General features: G+C 72.1%; 13 protein-coding genes. 8 read left to right on the top strand and 5 right to left on the bottom strand.

Features of this window, described 5'->3' with window-relative positions:
- Window positions 1-332 precede the first annotated feature (332 nt).
- Window positions 333-2561 (top strand): RNA polymerase recycling motor ATPase HelR, encoded by a 2229-nt coding sequence (gene helR / locus ACZ58N_RS24060; RefSeq protein ID WP_471163616.1) that lies wholly within the window; start codon window positions 333-335, stop codon window positions 2559-2561.
- Between the two features lie 108 nt (window positions 2562-2669).
- Here helR and htpG read toward each other — a convergent pair whose 3' ends face one another.
- From htpG to ACZ58N_RS24075, 3 genes are all read right to left on the bottom strand, one after another.
- Window positions 2670-4583 (bottom strand): molecular chaperone HtpG, encoded by a 1914-nt coding sequence (htpG, locus tag ACZ58N_RS24065; protein WP_471163413.1) that lies wholly within the window; start codon window positions 4581-4583, stop codon window positions 2670-2672.
- Complete coding sequence (locus ACZ58N_RS24070) at window positions 4576-6009, bottom strand: sensor histidine kinase (protein WP_471163618.1); 1434 nt, start codon at window positions 6007-6009, stop codon at window positions 4576-4578. Before ACZ58N_RS24070 ends, htpG begins: the two co-directional genes overlap by 8 nt.
- 175 nt (window positions 6010-6184) lie before the next feature.
- A complete protein-coding gene (locus tag ACZ58N_RS24075) occupies window positions 6185-6862 on the bottom strand; it encodes a response regulator transcription factor (protein ID WP_471163415.1) in 678 nt (225 codons plus the stop codon).
- Between the two features lie 136 nt (window positions 6863-6998).
- Between ACZ58N_RS24075 and ACZ58N_RS24080 the strand changes: the two genes are divergently transcribed.
- From ACZ58N_RS24080 to ACZ58N_RS24090, 3 genes are all read left to right on the top strand, one after another.
- Complete coding sequence (locus ACZ58N_RS24080) at window positions 6999-7658, top strand: hypothetical protein (RefSeq protein WP_471163418.1); 660 nt, start codon at window positions 6999-7001, stop codon at window positions 7656-7658.
- 127 nt (window positions 7659-7785) lie between these two features.
- Complete coding sequence (gene cutA, locus ACZ58N_RS24085; RefSeq protein ID WP_471163420.1) at window positions 7786-8109, top strand: divalent-cation tolerance protein CutA; 324 nt, start codon at window positions 7786-7788, stop codon at window positions 8107-8109.
- Window positions 8110-8281: 172 nt separating this feature from the next.
- Window positions 8282-9049: an NPP1 family protein gene (locus ACZ58N_RS24090; protein ID WP_471163423.1), complete on the top strand. Its 768-nt coding sequence runs from the start codon at window positions 8282-8284 to the stop codon at window positions 9047-9049.
- A gap of 55 nt (window positions 9050-9104) precedes the next feature.
- Here the strand turns inward: ACZ58N_RS24090 and ACZ58N_RS24095 are convergent, their stop codons facing one another.
- Both ACZ58N_RS24095 and ACZ58N_RS24100 read right to left on the bottom strand, forming a co-directional pair.
- A complete protein-coding gene (locus ACZ58N_RS24095) occupies window positions 9105-9608 on the bottom strand; it encodes a cupin domain-containing protein (RefSeq protein ID WP_471163425.1) in 504 nt (167 codons plus the stop codon).
- Window positions 9609-9751: 143 nt separating this feature from the next.
- Complete coding sequence (locus ACZ58N_RS24100; protein WP_471163427.1) at window positions 9752-10882, bottom strand: glutamate--cysteine ligase; 1131 nt, start codon at window positions 10880-10882, stop codon at window positions 9752-9754.
- A 447-nt stretch (window positions 10883-11329) separates the two neighbouring features.
- Between ACZ58N_RS24100 and ACZ58N_RS24105 the strand changes: the two genes are divergently transcribed.
- The 4 genes from ACZ58N_RS24105 (at window position 11330) to ACZ58N_RS24120 (ending at window position 18918) form a co-directional block, all read left to right on the top strand.
- Window positions 11330-12556, top strand: a complete 1227-nt coding sequence (locus tag ACZ58N_RS24105) for an MFS transporter (protein ID WP_471163430.1) — start codon at window positions 11330-11332, stop codon at window positions 12554-12556.
- Between the two features lie 274 nt (window positions 12557-12830).
- Window positions 12831-16667 (top strand): non-ribosomal peptide synthetase, encoded by a 3837-nt coding sequence (locus ACZ58N_RS24110; protein WP_471163621.1) that lies wholly within the window; start codon window positions 12831-12833, stop codon window positions 16665-16667.
- Window positions 16664-17944: an ATP-grasp domain-containing protein gene (locus ACZ58N_RS24115; RefSeq protein ID WP_471163431.1), complete on the top strand. Its 1281-nt coding sequence runs from the start codon at window positions 16664-16666 to the stop codon at window positions 17942-17944. Before ACZ58N_RS24110 ends, ACZ58N_RS24115 begins: the two co-directional genes overlap by 4 nt.
- Window positions 17941-18918: a peptidase gene (locus tag ACZ58N_RS24120; RefSeq protein ID WP_471163433.1), complete on the top strand. Its 978-nt coding sequence runs from the start codon at window positions 17941-17943 to the stop codon at window positions 18916-18918. Before ACZ58N_RS24115 ends, ACZ58N_RS24120 begins: the two co-directional genes overlap by 4 nt.
- The last annotated feature ends 22 nt before the right edge of the window (window positions 18919-18940 follow it).

Raw genomic sequence — 18940 nt, forward strand, 5'->3', positions numbered from 1 at the left:
GTCGACGCCGCGGCAGCGGGTGGGGCGCCGTCCGTCCCCGGGCCCGGTCGGTCCGCGGCGACGGGCCGTTCGCAACCGACCGCCAACAACAAAGGCAAGGAGGTGTACGCACTCCTTGCCACTCTCAAGTTATAGCGCGTGGGGGGCCTTGCGGCAAGGCCCCGGTGGTGCAGCAGAATCACCGGTCCAAGCCCCCACGGTCACGAGACAGGGGGTCCACCATGCGCGCAGTGGTCCCCGTCCGGGCCACCCGCCGCGCCCGCCGCCTTCGCGTGACGAACCTCCCGCACACCGGGGTCGCCGACGACCGACCCGAGATCGGAGCCGCATCCGTGCACCCGCTGACCACCAGCGTGTTCGACCTTCCCGACCACCTTTCCGCCAAGGCCGACCCGAAGCTGGTAGCCGACGACGAGCAGCACTTCTCGGCCCTCGCGGACAGCCTCGACCGCACGATCGCCGAGGTGTCCGAGCGACTCGACGCCGCGCGCAGGGCACCAGGCGGCCTGGGACGGGAGGCGATGGACCGGGACGCGGAGATCCACCGGCTCAGCGCCCGCCTGCGCCTGCTGCGCCGCTTCGGCCTGGACCTGTGCATCGGCCGCATGGTCGGCGCCGACGACGCCCGGCGCCTGTACGTGGGACGGTTCGGCCTCACCGACAGCACGGGCCGCCGGCTGCTGGTCGACTGGCGGTCCCCGGCGGCGGAGCCGTTCTTCGCCGCCACCCACGCCAACCCGATGGGCCTGACCAGCCGCCGCAGGTACCGCTGGACCGACGGCCGGGTGGGCGACTACTGGGACGAGGTGTTCACCGCCGACGGCCTGGAGGGGCACGCCGCCCTCGACGACCAGTCCGCCTTCATCGCCGGTCTCGGAGCCAACCGTTCGTCCCGGATGCGGGACGTGCTCGGCACCATCCAGGCGGACCAGGACGCCATCATCCGGGCCGGCTCCCGCGGCGCCCTCGTCGTCGACGGAGGTCCCGGCACCGGCAAGACCGTCGTCGCCCTGCACCGCACCGCCCACCTCCTCCACTCCGACCCCCGGCTCGGACACCGGCGCGGCGGCGTGCTGTTCGTCGGCCCGCACCGCCCCTACCTGGCCTACGTCTCCGATGTCCTGCCCAGCCTCGGCGAGGAGGGCGTGGCGACCTGCACCCTCCGGGACCTCGTCGCCGAAGGAGCCGCGGCGACGGTCGAGAGCGACCCGGAGGTGGCCCGGCTGAAGTCCTCCGCGGGCCTGGTGAAGGCCGTCGAGGCGGCCGTCCGGATCTACGAGGAGCCGCCCGCCCGGGGCATGACGGTCACGACCCACTGGTCCGACATCCGGCTGACCGCCGATGACTGGGCCACGGCCTTCGACGCGGTGGAGCCGGGCACCCCGCACAACGAGGCGCGCGAGCAGATCCGGACCGAACTGGCCACGATCCTGCTGGAGAAGCACCGGTGGGACGACGACGGCGACGAGGAGGACGTCCCGGAGGAACTGTTCCGCAGGTCGCTGCGCGGGAACCGGGAACTGGCGGCTGCTCTCGACCGTGCCTGGCCGACTCTGGAACCGGCGGAACTCGTCGCCGACCTGTGGTCGGTACCGGCCTACCTGCGCAAGTGCGCCCCCTGGCTGAGCCGCGAAGAGGCGCAGACGCTGCAACGCGCGGACACCCGGCGCTGGACGGTGTCCGACCTGCCGCTCCTGGACGCGGCGAGGCAGCGCCTCGGCGACCCGCGGGCGTCCCTGCGCAAGCGCCGCCACGAAGCGTCCGTCGCCGCCGAACGCGAGCGCATGGCCGGGGTCATCGACAGCGTCCTCGCCGCCGACGCCGACGGCGAGGGCGCGGTGACGATGCTGCGCGGCAGGGACCTCCAGGACAGCCTGATCGACGCCGCCGCGCTGCCCGACGCCGACCGGGACCGGCTCGCCGGGCCGTTCGCGCACATCGTCGTGGACGAGGCCCAGGAACTGACCGACGCCGAATGGCAGATGCTGCTGCTGCGCTGCCCGTCCCGGAGCTTCACCATCGTCGGCGACCGCGCCCAGGCCGGACACGGATTCACGGAGTCCTGGCGGGAACGGCTGGAGCGGGTCGGGATCGACCGGATCACCGTGGCCTCCTTGAGCGTCAACTACCGCACCCCGGAAGAGGTGATGGCGGAAGCCGCACCGGTCATCCGCGCCGCGCTCCCGGACGCCAACGTGCCGACCTCCGTCCGCAGCAGCGGCATTCCCGTCCTGCACGGATCCGTGACCGAGCGCGACGCGATCCTCGACTGCTGGCTCGCCGCGCACGCCGAGGGGGTGGCCTGCGTCATCGGCGATCCCTCGTTCCGCGCGACGCCCCGCGTCCGGTCACTGACCCCGGCGCTGTCGAAGGGCCTTGAGTTCGACCTGGTCGTCCTGGTCGACCCGCAGGACTTCGGCGCGGGCGTCGCCGGCGCGGTGGACCGCTACGTCGCGATGACCCGGGCGACCCAGCGGCTCGTGGTCCTCACCACTCCCGGCCGACGGTGGCACGACGCCGGCGACGCGGACGGGACGCCCTCGCGCGAAGCCGCGCGGTAGGGGGCGCCCGCCCGGTACGGCCGCCACCGAACGCCGAAGGACCACCCGGTCACCCCGCGGGTGCGGCCCGGGCCGCGCGATCCGCGCGCCCCGGGCCGCACCCACCGGTCAGAGGGTGCGGGTCAGCCGGTCCGTGAGCAGCCGGGTGAACCGGGCCGGGTCGGGCAGGTCGCCCCCTTCGGCGAGCAGCGCACTGCCGTACACGAGCTCGGCGATCTCCTTCAGGGCGTCGTCGTCGGCGTTCGCCCCGTGCGCCGTGCGCAGCGCCGCGATCAGCGGGTGCGTGGGGTTGAGTTCCAGGATCCGCTTGACCGGGGGCATCTCCTGCCCCATCGCCCGGTACATCTTCTCCAGCGTCGGGGTCATGTCCTGGGCGTCACCGACGACGCAGGCCGCCGAGGTGGTCAGCCGCGACGACAGCCGGACCTCCTTGACCTCGTCGGACAACGCGGTCGTCAGCCAGGGCAGCAGCGCGGCGAACTCCTCCTCGCGCCTGGCCCCGGACTCGGCGTCCTCGTCCTCGCCGGTGGGCCCGCCGAGGTCGACCTGACCCTTGGCGATCGACTGGAGCCGGTGGCCGTCGAAGGCCGGTACCCGGTCGGTCCACACCTCGTCGACGGGGTCGGTGAGGATCAGGACCTCGTACCCCTTGGCGGCGAACGCCTCCATGTGCGGCGAGTTTTCCACCGTGGTGCGGTTCTCGCCGGTCAGGTAGTAGATGGTGTCCTGACCGTCCCGCATGCGCTCGACGTACTCGCGCAGGGTGGTGGTCGTCCCCTTGTCGTGCGTGGAGTCCGCGGCGACCAGTTCGAGCAGGGCCTCGGTGTTGTCGGTGTCCTCCAGCAGGCCCTCCTTCAGCACCCGGCCGTACTGGGACCACAGCTCCGCGTAGCGACCGCTGTCGTCGTTCCGCACGCCCTTGAGGGCGGCGAGGACCTTCTTCACCAGCCGGCGGCGCACGCTGCGGATCTGCCGGTCGTGCTGGAGGATCTCGCGGGAGATGTTCAGCGACAGGTCGTGGGCGTCCACCACCCCCTTGACGAAGCGCAGGTAGTTGGGCATCAGCGCTTCGCAGTCGTCCATGATGAACACGCGCTTGACGTACAACTGCACCCCGCGCTTGCTCTCGCGGGAGTACAGGTCGAACGGCGCCTGCGCGGGCACGAACAGCAGGGCCTCGTACTCGAAGTTGCCCTCGGCCTTCATGTGGATGGTCTCGGCCGGAGCCTGCCAGTCGTGGCTGATCTGCTGGTAGAACTCGTTGTACTCGGCCTCGGTCACCTCGCTGCGCGGCCGTGCCCAGATGGCCTTCATCGAGTTCAGCGTCTCGACCTCGGGCGTCGTCGCGTCGTCGCCGTCGGCGCGCTCGACCGCCATCCTGATCGGCCACCGGATGAAGTCGGAGTACTGCTTGACGATCTGACGGACCTTCCACGCGGCCAGGTAGTCGGCCAGGCCGTCCTCACCGTCGGCGGCCTTCAGGTGCAGGGTCACCGAGGTGCCCACGGGCAGGCCGTCGACGGCCTCGATCTCGTAGGTGCCCTCGCCGTCGGACTCCCACCGGGTTCCCTCCTCGCCGCCCGCCCGCCGGGTGCGCAGGGTGACCTTGTCCGCGACCATGAAGGCGGAATAGAAGCCGACGCCGAACTGCCCGATCAGGTTCTGCGCCGCGGCGGGGTCGTCGGCGTCCTTGATCTTCTCCAGCAGGCTCGCCGTGCCGGATTTGGCGATCGTCCCGATGAGGTCCACGAGGTCGTCGCGGCTCATGCCGATGCCGTTGTCGCGGACGGTCAGCGTGCGGGCGTCGGGATCGGTCTCCAGCACGATGTGCAGGTCGGAGGTGTCGACCCCGAGGTCCGCGTCGGTCAGTGACTCAAGCCTCAGCTTGTCCAGGGCGTCCGAGGCGTTCGAGATCAGCTCGCGCAGGAAGATGTCCTTGTTCGAGTAGATCGAGTGAATCACCAACCGGAGCAACTGGCGCGTCTCGGCCTGGAATTCGAGCGTCTCGACACTGCTACCCACTCTGGGTGCTCCCTTCGTTACGGTTGGAACGCATGATAGACGGGCTGGTGTCCGGGTCGGGCACCACGGGCACGGCGGGCAACCGCAGGACCAGGCGGGCGCCCCGGGCGGCGCCCTCGGCCGTCAACGTCCCGCCGTGGGCGGCCGACAGGTCCCGGGCGATGGCCAGGCCCAGGCCCGCCCCGCCATGATCGCGGCTGCGCGAGTCGTCGAGACGGGTGAAACGCTCGAAGACCCGGTCCCGGTCGGCCGTCGGGATGCCCGGACCGTCGTCGGTGACCTCCAGCACGGCCAGGCGCGGGCCCGGGCCGTCCGAGGTGCGCAAGGTGACCTCCACGGACCCGTCCGCGTAACGCTGCGCGTTGTCCAGGAGGTTGGTGACGACTCTGCTCAGCCACAGGGCGCTGCCGGTGATGCCCACCCCTTCCTCAAGGGACGTGCGGACGGGGACCCGGTCGCCCACCCTGGCCCCGACGGCTTCGTCCACCAGGGCGGTCAGGTCGACTGCGACGGTGGTCACGGGCTGCGCGGCATCGATGCGGGCGAGCAGCAGCAGGTCCGCGGCGAGGTGCTGGAGCCGTTCGACGTCCTCCAGGGCCCCACCGATGAGCTCGGGCCACAGCTCCGGGTCCCGGACGGCCAGGGCCACCTCCAACTGCGTGCGCAGCACGGTGATGGGGGAGCGCAGTTCGTGCGAGGCATCGGCGATGAACTGCCGCTGACGGGCACCGGAGGCCTCCAACCGGTCCAGGGTGGAGTTCATGGTCTCCGCGAGCCGGGCGACCTCGTCGTGGGTGGCCGGTACGGGCACCCGGCGGTGCAGGTCGCGGTCGGAGATCCCGGCGACCTCGGCGCGGATGGCCTCCACGGGCCGCAGCGCTCGGCCGGTGACCCGCCACGTCACGAGGGCGACGGTCGCCAGCAGCAGGGGCATGCCGATCACGAGGGCCGCGGTGGTGGTGTCGTCGGCGGCGTCCGCGTCGCGCAGGGAGGCCCCGGCGTACACCACGGCGGGGCCGCTCGGCGTGTCCGTGACGACCCGGACGACCCGCTGACGGTGGTCCCCGCCCAGCGGCCGAACACGCCAGGTCTGGAAGCGGATCCCGGGTGCGTCGGGACCGGCCGAGGGGAACGCGGGGACTCCGAGCAGGTTGGGGGTGGCGAACAGGATGCTTCCGTCGGCGCTCACCACCTGGACGAACTCGACGCCGCGGCCCGTCGGCCGGACGCGGTCGAGCCGCCCGGCGGCGGCGAGCTGCGCCACGCTGTCGGCCTGCCGCCGCGCGTCGTTCTCCGCGTTGCGCAACAGGTTGGCCTCCAGCAGGCCGAGCAGGGCGAACGAGGCCAATGCCAGGGCCGCGGCCACGACGAGGCTCGCCCCCGCGGTCGCCCGGGCCCGCACGGTGGTCGGCCACAGCCGGCGCAGGGCCGGCCATCGTTCGAGCGCCACGACTGCTCCGGCGCGGCAGGCCGCGGCGGGCCGGCTCTCCAGGAGACGGCTACGGATGAACGGGCCCCGTACGCGCACGTGGTGGAGCAGGAGGCCGCAGACCCGGCGGCGGCGCATGCGCGGGCCGTACGGGTCGCGGACGGGACGGGGTTCAGCCACCGTCGGCCGCCAGCCGGTATCCGGCCCCGCGGACGGTCTCCAGCGCGGCGCGCCCGAACGGTGCGTCGATCTTCCGGCGCACGGCGCTGACGTGCACCTCGACGACGTTGGGGTCGCCCTCGAAGGCGCTGTCCCATACCTGTTCCAGGATGTCCCGTTTGGTCACCACCTCGCCCGAGCGGCGGGCCAGGCACTCCAGGACCGCGAACTCCCGCGCGGTCAGGCGTATGGCGGTGCCGTCACGGGTGCACGACCGCCGGGCGGGGTCGATCACCAGGTCGCCGCACCGCAGCACCTGCGGGCCGCGCCTGCCCGCGCGCCGCGCGAGCGCGCGGAGCCGGGCGACGAGCACCAGGTAGGAGAACGGCTTGGACAGGAAGTCGTCGGCGCCCGTGTCCAGTGCCTCCGCCTCGTCGTACTCGCCGTCCTTCGCGGTGAGCATCAGGATGCCCGACTCGTTGCCGGCGGCGCGCAGCTTCGCGCAGACGCGGTAGCCGTTGAGGCCGGGCAGCATGATGTCGAGCACGATCAGGTCGTAGGTCTGCTCGGACGCCATCCACAGGCCCTGGGGTCCGTCGTGGGCCACGTCGACCGAGAACCCCTCGGACCGAAGTCCCCGTTGCAGTGCCACGGCGAGTCGCCGTTCGTCCTCCACCACCAGTACGCGCATGCCGAACAGGGTCTCAGGCCCGGTCCGCGGGAGGCTGAAGAGGTCTTCAGGTGGCTTCAGCGGGGCTTCAGCTTCGGCTCGGCATGCTCGGGAACCCCGCCGGGTGACGCGCCCGGTTGTCCTGAGGAGCAACAGCATGCCCGACTCGTCGATCCCCCCGGCCACGCAACCCGAACCGGCCGCGCAACCCGAATCGGCCGCGCAGCCCGGACCGTCCGCGCCGCCGCAGGACGGCCCGCCGACCGTGGGACCCCGGGGGCGGACGGCGCTGGGCCGGCTGGTGCCCCGGAGCAACGGCGCCCGATGGGGCGCGCTCGGCGCCGCGGTGGTTCTCGTCGCCGGGGGAGTGGCGGTCCTCGCCGTGGCCGAGCACCACCACGACCGGGAGGACCGGCCGCGCTTCGCCCGGATCGCTCCCGGCGTCGACGGCCCGGGGGAGCGCCGCGCCGAATCCGTGCCCGGACACGGCGGTCAGGCGGGCCCCGGGGAGCACCGAGCGCTCGGTGGCCCGGGGGGTCGGGGCGCGGGCGGTGACGGTCCCGGGGAGCGGGGCGCCGGTGGTGGTCCCGCGCAGGCAGCACCGGCGCCACTGCCCTCCCTCGCCATCGGCGACGCGGCCGGCAAGGCCGCCGCGGCGGTGACCGGCGGGAAGGTGGAGAGCCTGCGCGTGGTCGCCCAGGAAGGTGGAGGCAGCGCCTGGCTGGCGGTGGTCCTCGGCCCGGACGGCGTCCGACACGCCGTCACGGTGTCCGGCACGGACGGAACGGTCACCGGTAACGCTCCCGTGGCCCGATAGGCGTCGGGCCGAAGCCCCCGGTCGCGGCAGGCGCGGACGGCCGCGACCGGGGGCCGCCGGGAGGCGACGGCCGACCCTCGGCACGCGGGTGGATAGGGTCGGCGGCACCCGACGGAGGAGGACCGGAGTGACGAGCATCGTCATCGCACAGACGACCGTGAACGACGAGGACAAGGCGTACGACATCGCGCGGGCCGCGGTGGAGGCCCGGCTGGCGGCCGGCACGCACGTGGACGCGCGGATGACCACCTTCTACTGGTGGGAGGGCAAGCTGCGGCACGAGCGGGAGTACCGGGTCTCCTTCCAGACGACCGACGAGAAGGCCGCCGAGCTGGAGGCCTGGGTGCACGCGCGCCACCCGTACGAGGTACCGCAGTGGATCGTACTGGCCCCGGTGCACGCCTCGCAGGAGTACCTGGAGTGGGCCGTGAAGGAGACCGCGCAAGGGTAGAGAGGCGATGCGGTGCGGTGCGGGTGTCAACTCCTTTTGAAACAAGGCAAGTTCATGCATCCGAACCCTTGTCGGATGAGGTTCCTTCGCCAATGATGCTGCGGGCGTCCGGATTTCGGCACGGGCCGGACCCCGCACGCACACCCGCACCCGGCCTGCCAGGAGGCGTACCTTGCGGACGTACCGTCGTACGCGGAAATCGTTCGTGGTCGCCGGAGCGGCCCTCGCCCTCGTCATCGGGGTTTCCCCACCGGCCTTCGCCGCCCCGCCGCCGGCCCTGCCCGTCAACGCCGACGCGATCGAGCTGACCTTCCAGCCGGCCTACGACTACGACACCGACGGTTGCTATCCGACACCCGCCATCAGCTCGACCGGCGCGCTGAACGGCGGACTCAACCCGACCGGCGCCCTCAACGGGAACTGCCGGGACGCCTCGGACCTCGACAACACCAACGGCTACGCCCGATCGACCTGCAACAACGGTTGGTGTGCCGTGGCGTACGCGCTGTACTTCGAGAAGGACCAGGCGATACCGGGCATCAGCCTCGGCGGGCACCGTCACGACTGGGAACACGTGGTGGTGTGGATCCAGGGCAACGAGGCCAAGTACGTGGCGACCTCGGCCCACGGCGACTTCGTCGTCCACGCGCGTGACCGGATCCGCTGGGAGGGGACCCACCCCAAGATCGTCTACCACAAGGACGGTCTGGGCACCCACTGCTTCCGCGCGGCGAACACCAACGACGAACCGCCCGAGAACCACAAGGGCACCTGGCAGTACCCGGCGCTCGTCGGGTGGAACGGCTATCCGTCCGGCGTGCGCGACAAGTTGACCCAGGCCAACTTCGGCAGCGCGCACTTCGGTCTGAAGGACGGCTCCTTCGCCTCGCACCTGGCCGAGGCCAAACCGGCCGGCATCCCCTTCGACCCCTACCTCTGACGTCGGTCGGGCGGGAACGCACGCCGGGCTCCCGGCGCCCCGGCACCCACCGCCGTCAACGCTCCGGAGAGGTCCGGCAGTAGCGGCGCACGAGCTCCGCGTGCTCGGGGAAGAGGCGCAACATGTCCTCGGGCCGGCCGAGGGTCATGTCGGCGTAGTCGAATCCGGGGGCGACGGCTTCGCTGATCAGGGCGTGGTCCCCGGCGGTGAGGTGGGACGCCTTCCAGACGCCCCCGGGCACCGCCAGGGCGAGGGACTGCCCCCGGCCCGGGTCCTGGCCCAGGACGGCGGTGGTGTGCCGGCCGTCCGGGTGGATCAGGTGGTAGGTGATCGGCTCGCCGTGGTGGTGGAAGTGCAGGATGTCGGACTCGTTGAGGTGCCAGTGCCCGACGGGTGACCAGTGGGTGAGCAGGTAGTGGATCGAGGTGAGGGTGTGCCGCTCACCGCCGGCCGTCGGTATCCGGGGACGGTGGTCGGCCTGGAAGGTGCGTCGGAAGTACCCTCCCTCCACGTGCTCCTCCAGGCCGAGGGCGTTGATCCAGTCATGTGCGGTGGGCACGCGGCCTCCTGCGGTCGGTGGGCCCGTCGGGTCCGACGGTGCGGGGCCGAGGCCCGTCGGACGAACCCTACGGGCCGGGTCGGTGCGCGACGCGGCCCGCGACCGCCGGGGGCTCGCGCGTGCGGGATCCCGGGCCGGCCGGCTCAGCCGGCGCCCTCCGTCGTGACGCGCGCGCACTGCCGCACCACCTCCGCCAGGCTGCCCCGCGCACGCAGGAGGGAGCGTTGGACGCGCGCCCCGTTGCCGCGGGCCAGGAGCTCGGCGATGCCCGCCCGGACGAGCCCGTCGTCGCCGAGGTCGACGAGCGCGTCGCGGACGTGGTCGTGGAGGGCCTCGACCACCGCCTCCGGCGCGGCTTCCCGCATGGTCAGCGGGTGCAGCAGGGGCCCGTCGAGGCCCGATCGGCCCGCCCGCCACGAGGCCAGCCGCAGCAGGCTCGTGCTGATCCGCGCGGGAGGCTCCCCGGCCCGCCACGCACGGGCCGCGGTCTCCACCAGCCCCCGCGCCAGTGCGGCCAGCAGCACCGGGGTCCCGGCGTGCAGGGCGACGTCCGCGACCCGGATCTCCACGGTCGGGTAGGAGGCCGACAGCCGGGCGTCGAAGTAGATCATCGCGGTGTCGCGGAGGACGCCCGTCCCGACCATGGCGCCCACCTCCTCGTGATACCGGTCCGCCGAGCCGAACACGTCCACCGGGCCCGCGGAGGGCAGCCGGTTCCACACCCGGCTGCGGTAGCTCGCGTACAGGCTGTCCTCGCCCTGCCAGAACGGCGAGTTCGCGCTCATCGCGGTGAGGACGGGCAGCCACGGCCGGATGCGGTCCAGTACGGCCACCCCCTCCTCGTCCGACTCCACCGACACGTGCACGTGGCAGCCGCAGGTCAGTTGCTCCTGCGCCGTCAGCCCGAACTGGCGCTCCACCCATTCGTAGCGGGGTCCGGTACTGATGGACGGACGTACGGCCAACGGGGAGGTGCCGACCGCCACGACGAGCCCACCGGCCGTGGCGGCGTGCCGCGCCGCCTCCCCGCGCCAGCGGACGATCTCCTCCTGGAGCTCGCCCATCTCCGTGACCGGTTTGGTGGCGAACTCGACCTGCTCCTCCTGGAGCTCCGCCTCGAAGGTGTGACCCTCCGATCCGTCCGTACCGCCCTTGCCGTCGACGGGCGCGCACGCGCGGTCGGCGGCGGCCAGTACCGCCCCCGAGAGGGCCAGCGCCTCACCGCTGTCGGCATCGACCAGAAGCAGTTCCTCTTCCACACCCACGCTGCGCATGCGACCGCCTGTCTCGTCATGAACCGAACCGCTTCCCGCCTGCCCCGCCCACGGCCCCCTATACCCGGCCGGCGGCCTTCGGTTCGCCGGTCCGTTCGCGAGGGGTGACGAGTGCCTCGGTGTTCCGCGCCGTCCCGCCCGCCGCTACCGGCGAGTAGTCCGGACGTTCGCGACATTGCTCCGGATGATTTCACCAAGAATTTACTGCCCTCGCGGGGCGCTATTGGTGTGTGACGAGCGCCACAGGTTATTCCCTGGACGGGTCGTGTCGGCACTGTCTCTAATAGGTCTTCGTGTCCGGCCGACGATCTTGGCCGGGTATCTACGGGGGAAATTCCCGAATCTTGTCGTTGGCAATGGTGCTGAACGAGAGGTCGGAGCGGTGTCAGTGATCCTGACGGTCGATAAATGGTCCGGACAATTCAATCCGAGTGACGCGGTACGGCAATGCTGAACCAGTTGCTCCCGAAGCGCGGCCCTGCCCGCACACTGACCGGCATCACGCTGGTGCATACCTTAGGACAAGGCCTGTGGATGGCGTTGAACGCCATCTACGCCGTGTCCGTCCTGAAGCTCTCACCCGGACAGTTCGGCATCGGGGTCGGCGTCGCGGCGGGCGTCGCGCTCGCCCTGAGCACCCCCAGCGGGCACCTGGCCGACCGGATCGGCCCCAGGGCCGTGCAGATCTGGTCCTTCCTCGCCCTCGGACCGCTCACCGCTTCCCTGCTGTTCGTCGACGGGTTCCGCCAGTACCTGCTGGTGCTGTCCCTGCAGGCCGTCGCGTACAGCGCCAGCCGCAGTGCCCGGATGGCGATGGTCGCCGGACTCGTCCCGCCCGAGGACCGGGTCACCGTCCGCGCCCACCTGCGGGCCACCAGCAACGTCAGCGTCTCCGTCGGAGCCGCCCTCGCCGGTCTGGCGCTCGTGGTCGACACGCCCGCCGCCTACCGGGCCGCCGTCGTGCTCAACGCCGCCACGTACCTGATCACCGGCCTGCTCACGCTGCTGCTCCCGGCCGTGCCGCCACAACCGGCCAGGCCCGGGCCCGCCCTGATCGTGCTGCGCGACCGGCCCTTCCTCACCTTCGTCGTGCTGGACGGCCTGCTCTCCATGCACAACCTGCTGCTGGACGTGGTCCTCCCGCTCTGGGTGCTCCACCACACCGACGCACCCCGCTGGATGATCGCCGTCATCCTCATCACCAACACCGTCGCGGTCGTCCTGCTCCAGGTCAGGGCCGCGCGCGGAACCGAGGAACCGCTCGCCGCGGCCCGTGCGTCCCGGGCCGGATCGCTCTGCCTCGGCGTCGCCTGCGTGATCTTCGCCCTCACCGGGGGCGCCTCCGCGGTCGTCGCCTGCGCCCTCCTCGTCGCCGGTGCGCTGGCCCACGTCCTCGGCGAGATCCGACAGTCGGCCGGCAGTTGGGGCATGTCCTTCGGCCTTGCACCCGAACACGCCCAAGGCCAGTACCAGGGCACATCGGCGATGGGCGCCGACCTCGGCAAGATGATCGCGCCCGCCGTGCTCACCTGGCTTGCCATCGAACACGGTGCCGTCGGGTGGCTTGTCATGGCCGTCGGGTTCGCCGCGATCGGGGCCCTGATGCCACCGGTGGCGCGCTGGGCCGAGCGGAACAGACATTCCGAGCGCACGCGCGAGCCCTCGACCCCCTGACGGTCACTCCCGCTCATCCGGCCATTCGCCGTTCTTTTCTCGGATCACCTCACCCTTACTCCAATTCTGTCATTCCGTCATTCCGCCATTCAACAATTCCGTGCTGCGCGCGCCCTCCGGGCCCCGGGTTCCATCGGCGTGCGCACATTCCAGAGGGCCTGCGTGCCCCGACAGGGTTGCTTTCCCGTGCACCGCACCGTCCGGGAAAGCCCGCCCGTCGCGTCCGCAGCCCGAAAAGCGCCATCGAACGAGGGGAATCACGTCCGTGGGCGAAATGCCTGCCGTCACGTCCATCGCGCCCGAAGGGACGACGAGAACCGCTCCGGCCCTCCAGCTTCCCGTACGGGACGACGTCGGCCACGCACCGGAGTCACCGGCCTCGCACTCCTGGACCGACCACGCCTTCCAGCCGCTCAGCGAGTTCGTCGGGGCGCGGGGACTTGAGTCCGCCGACCTGTTCAACGCCGCGTTCACCGTGCTGCTGCACCGCTACAGCGGCCAGGACGACATCGTCCTGGCCCGCGCCGGCGGACCGGCGGACCCCGACCGGGTCCACCCCGTGGCCGTCCGCTCCCGGATCGGGGACGACGTCACCTTCGCCACCCTGACGGCCGCGCTCTCCGCCCGCCACCGCGCAGCGGCACGCGACCCCGAGCACGCCGACGTACCCGCCGACCTCGGCACCGGACTGCGCGTGGGCTTCGCCGGCCGCGACACCCCGGCCCGGGCCTCGGCGGGCGCCCGTCCCGACGGGCTCGACCTCCTCCTGGAGGTCGAACACGCCCCCGACACCGTCCGCTTCACCCTGACCTACGACGGCGCCCTGTTCACCGAGGCGTTCATCTCCCGCATGGCCGCCAACTACCGGACCCTCCTGCTCGACGCCTGCGCCCGCCCCACCGCACCCGTGGGCGACCTGGCCGCGCTCTCGGAGGAGGAGACCCGGCACCTGCTCACGGAGCTGGGCGTCTCCCCCCGCGTCCACCTGGACGACACCACGCTCCACGCGCACGTCGAGGCCCAGGCGGCCCGCACCCCGCAGGCCCCGGCCGTGGAGTGGCGGGGCAGCACCCTGACCTACCGCGAGCTCGACGAGCACGCCAACCGGATCGCCCGCGCCCTCCTGGCCCACGGCATCGTCCCCGGCTCACGCGTCGGCGTATCCGTCACCCGCACCCACCGCACCGTCTGCCTCCTCCTCGCCGTCCACAAGGCGGGCTGCGCCTACGTCCCCCTGGACCCGGCCTACCCCGCGGACCGGCTCGGCGGCATCGCCGCGACCGCCGACATGGCCGCCGTCGTCCTCGACGACGCACCCGGCGCCGCGGCCTGGCTCGACGCCGTGCCCGCGACCGCCCTGCCCTGGCACGAACTGTGGGAGAAGGCCGGCGCCGAACGCCCCGACCCGCCCGAGGTCGACGTCGACCCGGCCGCCACCACCCACCTGATCCACACCTCCGGCTCGACCGGCCTGCCCAAGGGCGTCGTCATCGGCCACCGCAACGTGACCGCGCTGCTCGCCTGGGTCCGCGACACCTACCGGCCCGCGGAACTGGCCCGGGTGCTCTTCGCCACCTCCCTCAACTTCGACCTCTCGGTGTTCGAGCTGTGGGCGCCCCTCACCACCGGCGGCACCGTCGTCGTCGTCGACAACGTCCTCGCCCTCACCGAGGACGACACCCTGCGCCCGAGCCTGGTCAACACCGTGCCCAGCGCGCTGAACGTCCTGCTCCAGCGGTCGGCCGTACCCGCCTGCACCACGGTCCTCAACGTGGCCGGTGAACCCCTCGCGAAGGAGCTCGTCAACGCAGCCTTCGCCACCACCGGCGTCGAACGGCTCTTCAACCTCTACGGGCCGTCCGAGGACACCACGTACTCCACCTGGAAGTGCTTCACCGGCCCCGTCACCGACAGCCCGACCATCGGCGTCCCCCTCCACAACACGGTGGCCCACCTGCTCGACGCACGCGGACACCTGGTGCCCCGGGGCGTCGTCGGTGAACTCCACCTCGGTGGGGACGGCCTCGCCGGCGGCTACATCAACGACCCCGAGCGGACCGCCGCCGTGTTCGTCGCCGCCCCGCCGCCCCTGCCGTCCGGCACCCTCTACCGCACCGGCGACCTGGCCCGCTGGACCGAGGACGGCGAACTGCGGTTCATGGGACGCAAGGACAACCAGGTCAAGGTCCGCGGCTTCCGCATCGAGCTCGGCGAGATCGAGGCCGTGCTCCGCGAGGCGGTCGGCCCCAAGGACGTCGCGGCCCTCGCCGTCCGCACGGACGGCGACACCCGACTGGTCTGCTGGGTCGGCCTGGAAGGCGCCGACATCACCGTCGAGGAGATGGCCGACCACCTGCGCCGCAAGCTGCCGCACTACATGCAGCCCGCCCGGATCCTCGTCGAGGACCGGCTCCCGCAACTGCCCAACGGCAAGGTCGACCGCAAGGCCCTCGCCGCCCGCGACATCGACCGGAGCGCGCCCGGCGGCGACGGCCGAACCTTCACCACCGACGACCCCGACGAGGCTGCCGTCGCCGCCGTCTGGACCGACCTGCTCGGCGTCGCCCAACTGGGCCCCGAGCGCGACTTCTTCTCCGTCGGCGGACACTCGCTGCTGGCCAACCTGCTCGCCGCCCGGCTCGGCGACGCCGCCGGCCGCACCGTCCGCGTCGCCGAGATCTACGAGCACCGCACCCTGACGGCACAGGCCCGCCTGCTGCGCCACAAACGCGAACAGGCACCCGCCGCCACCCCCGGGTCGGGAACCGACGCCCGACTGGACGCCGTCGCCGAGACCCTCCACACGTCCGGCCGCGGCCACGGCGTGCCCGGAGCCGCCGCAGCCGTGTACGTCGACGGCAAGCTCCGGCTCGTGCACCACGGCGTCGACGACATCGAGACCGGCGCCCCGCGCGACGAGACCTCCCGCCAGCGCGTCACCTGCATCACCAAACCCATGCTGGCCTTCACCGCACTGCGACTCGTCGACAGGGGACTGATCGGCCTCGACGAGCCCCTCACCACCCACCTGCCGCACGCGTTCCGACGCAGCGGCGACCGCACCGTCGAGGTGTCGCTGCGCCAACTCCTGTCGCACACCAGCGGCATCGACGACTCCTACGAGGTCTGGCACGACACCGACCTCCCCGACCTCGACCGCTACCTCGACACCTTCTCCGGGTACGGACAGCTCTTCGAACCGGGCGAGGTCTTCGCGTACTCCGCCTGCGGAACCTCCATCGTGGCCGCGCTCATCGAAAAGCTCCTCGGCATCCCCTGGCGCCGCGCCGTCAACGAGCTCATGCTCACCCCCCTCGGCATCAAGGAGATCCCCGAGACCTTCACCGAGGGCGGCCACTACGGGGACACCGTCTCGGCCGGCTACCTGTGGAGCGAGGGCGAACAGCGCTACGTCCGCCACGACCCGCCGCCCCAGACCATCGCCGACGACGCGGCCGGTTCCTTCTCCGTCTGCCTCACCCTCGACGAACTCGCGAGGATCGCCCTCCTCGCCCTCCACGACGGCGTCGCCCCCGGCGGAGAGCGACTGCTCTCCGCCGACCTCGCCGAACAGATGCGCACCCCGCAGATCGACGTCCCCGGCCACCACTTCATGCACGCCTGGGGCCTCGGCTGGCTGATGTTCGGGCCGACCGCCTTCGGCTTCAACTCCAACGGCAGCGGCCACCACAACTTCATCCAGATCTTCCCCGAGCAGCGCACCTTCCTGCTGCTCCTGGCCAACGCCTACCCCGCCTTCGGCCTCTACGAGGACCTCCTGCGCGCCCTGACCGGCGAGGGCCTCATCCGCACCGGCCGCCCCTTCGACATGGACCTCGACGCCTGCGCCGGCCAGTACGACTCCGACGGCTACCGGCTGACCGTCCTACGGGGCCGCGAGCACCTCGGCTACGAGTACTCCGAGCGCGGCCGCGACGGGAAGTGGCAGCGCCTCGACGAGGGCGACCTCGTCCTCTCCGGCGCCGGCGGCTTCAGCTCGATGTCGAGGAAGAACGTCCTCGCAGGCTCCATCTCCTTCATCCCCGCACCCGGAACCCGGCTCCCGGCATTCGTGCGGATCGGCCAGCGGTTCGCCAGGAAGGTCCGATGACAACGCCCCGCGCCAACCCCAAGCACGTCCTGTTCGTCACCTGGAAGACCGGCAACGCAGCCGCGTTCGAAGCGGCCAAACGGCTCGGCCACGAGGTCACCCTGATCCGCTCGCTGCGCATGGAGAAGTCCCAGAACATCGACTTCGACGCCTCGCCCTACGGCGTCTTCGTCGACTCCGTGCACGTCCTCGACGACGCCACCGACCACGAGGCCCTGCGGGCCCTCGTCCTCGACGTCCACCGCCGGCGGCCCGTCGACGGGTTCGTCGCCACCGTCGACGCGCTCGTCGTGCCGGTCGCCGAGATCGCCGAGGAGATCGGCGTCCCCTTCACCGCCGCGAGCGGCGCCCGGGCGGCCAAACTCAAGCACCGCTGCCGCGAGGTCCTCGCCGCCGCCGGCGTCGACACCACCCGGCACGCCGTCGTGACCGACTTCGACGGCGCCGCGGCCTTCGCCGCCGGCACCGGATACCCCGTCGTCGTCAAACCCGCCCGCGGCTCCGCCAGCGAGGGCGCCCACGTCGTACCCGACGAGAGGGCGCTGCGCGAGGTCCTCGCCCGGGCCACCGCGGACGACGCCACCTACGAGGCGGGCATCCTCGTCGAGGAGTACCTGACCGGCCGCTTCGTGTCCGCCGAGATCGGACTCTCGCACGGCCGCTTCCTGCCGCTGGCCGTCAGCGAACGCTCGACCTGGCACCGCCACGAGGCCCTGGAGACCGGCACCACCATCCCGGCCGCCCTCGCCGGCGAGGACCGCACCGCCGTCATGGACTTCGCCGAGGCCGTCGTCGGCGCCCTGGACCTGCGCCTCGGGATCTTCCACGTCGAGATCATGCTCGGCGCGGACGGCCGCCCCCGGCTCATCGAACTCAACCCGCGCATCATGGGCTCCTGCCTGCCCAACCTCTACCGGCTCGCCGGTGGCGGGGACGTCTTCGAACTGCTCGTCCGCGTCCACCTCGACGAGGAGATCGAGCCCCGCACCCCCACCTTCACCCGGTACGCGACCGTCCGCTGGTTCGGCGCCGCGGAACCGACCCCCCGCCCCGACCGGGTCCCCGACCTGGCCTGGGCCGCCGACGAGTACGGGGACTCCCTGCACGCGCTGACGGTCCGCTTCCCGGACGGCGACGTACTGCCGGCCTGCCGGGGCAACCTGGGCAACTTCGGCGAGGTACAGGTCGTCCACGCCGACCACACGACATCGATCGGGATCGCGGAGCGGATCGTCGGACGGACGGCGGACCTGCTCGGCTTCGAGGTGACGGGATGACGATGACGACACCGACCACGGCCCCCGCCACGCCCCCGGCGCAGCCCGCGCCCACCCGGCCCTTCTTCGCCGAGACCAGGGCGCAGCTCGCCGGCCTGGGACTGCCGGACGCCGACCCCGCCGCAACCGAGAGCTCGGGCAAGACCTTCGCCGACGGCTGCCACTTCCGCGTCGAGGTGCCCACCGTCAACTCCGTACAGGCCGCCGAGACACTCCTGTCGCAGAGCCGACGCCGGGGCTTCACCATCAACCGCATCACCGAGACCCGCGGCATGTACCGTCACACCGCCCGGGAGATCGGCGAGTACGTCGCCCTGGGCAGGGAGTACGGCGCCGAGATCCTCATGTCGGTCGGCCCCCGCGCCAGCTACGACACCGGTGGCAGCGTCCAGACCCCCGAGGGCGTCCGGATCGGCTACCGGCTGCGCGGCCAGGAACAGATGGTGCGGGCCGTCGAGGACGTCAAACGCGGTCTCGAACTCGGCGTGCGCGGCTTCGTCGTCTACGACGAGGGCCTGCTGTGGGTGCTGAACCGGCTGCGCACCGCCGGAGAACTCCCCGCGGACATCCACCTCAAGGTCTCCGCCCACTGCGGCCACGGCAACGCGGCCTCCGCGCAGATGCTGGAGATGCTCGGCGCCGACAGCTTCAACCCCGTCCGCGACCTCACCCTGCCGATGATCGCGGCGCTGCGCCAGGCGGTGTCCATCCCGCTCGACTGCCACGTGGACAACCCCCGGATGTCCGGAGGATTCGTCCGCACGTACGAGGCACCCGAGTTCGTCCGCGTGGCCGCGCCGATCTACCTCAAGACCGGCAACAGCGCACTGGAGGGGCACGGCGTCAGCCCCAGCCTCAACCAGCTCGACGACATCCTCCGCCAGGTCGAGATCGTCACCGAGTTCCTCGGCCGTCACCACCCCGAGGCCCGCCAGAGCCCGTCCGGCCACCACCTGACACCCGTCGGCCCCTGAGCCCGGCCGGTCAGCACACAGA

The sequence above is a fragment of the Streptomyces sp. NPDC040432 genome (assembly GCF_055595445.1).

Excerpts from the sequence above, each read along its gene's own strand:
- ACZ58N_RS24110 (WP_471163621.1), top strand. The coding sequence starts at position 12,831 with ATGCCTGCCGTCACGTCCATCGCGCCCGAAGGGACGACGAGAACCGCT.
- ACZ58N_RS24080 (WP_471163418.1), top strand. The coding sequence starts at position 6,999 with ATGCCCGACTCGTCGATCCCCCCGGCCACGCAACCCGAACCGGCCGCG.
- ACZ58N_RS24120 (WP_471163433.1), top strand. The coding sequence starts at position 17,941 with ATGACGATGACGACACCGACCACGGCCCCCGCCACGCCCCCGGCGCAG.
- ACZ58N_RS24115 (WP_471163431.1), top strand. The coding sequence starts at position 16,664 with ATGACAACGCCCCGCGCCAACCCCAAGCACGTCCTGTTCGTCACCTGG.
- ACZ58N_RS24075 (WP_471163415.1), bottom strand. The coding sequence starts at position 6,862 with ATGCGCGTACTGGTGGTGGAGGACGAACGGCGACTCGCCGTGGCACTG.
- ACZ58N_RS24105 (WP_471163430.1), top strand. The coding sequence starts at position 11,330 with ATGCTGAACCAGTTGCTCCCGAAGCGCGGCCCTGCCCGCACACTGACC.
- ACZ58N_RS24100 (WP_471163427.1), bottom strand. The coding sequence starts at position 10,882 with ATGCGCAGCGTGGGTGTGGAAGAGGAACTGCTTCTGGTCGATGCCGAC.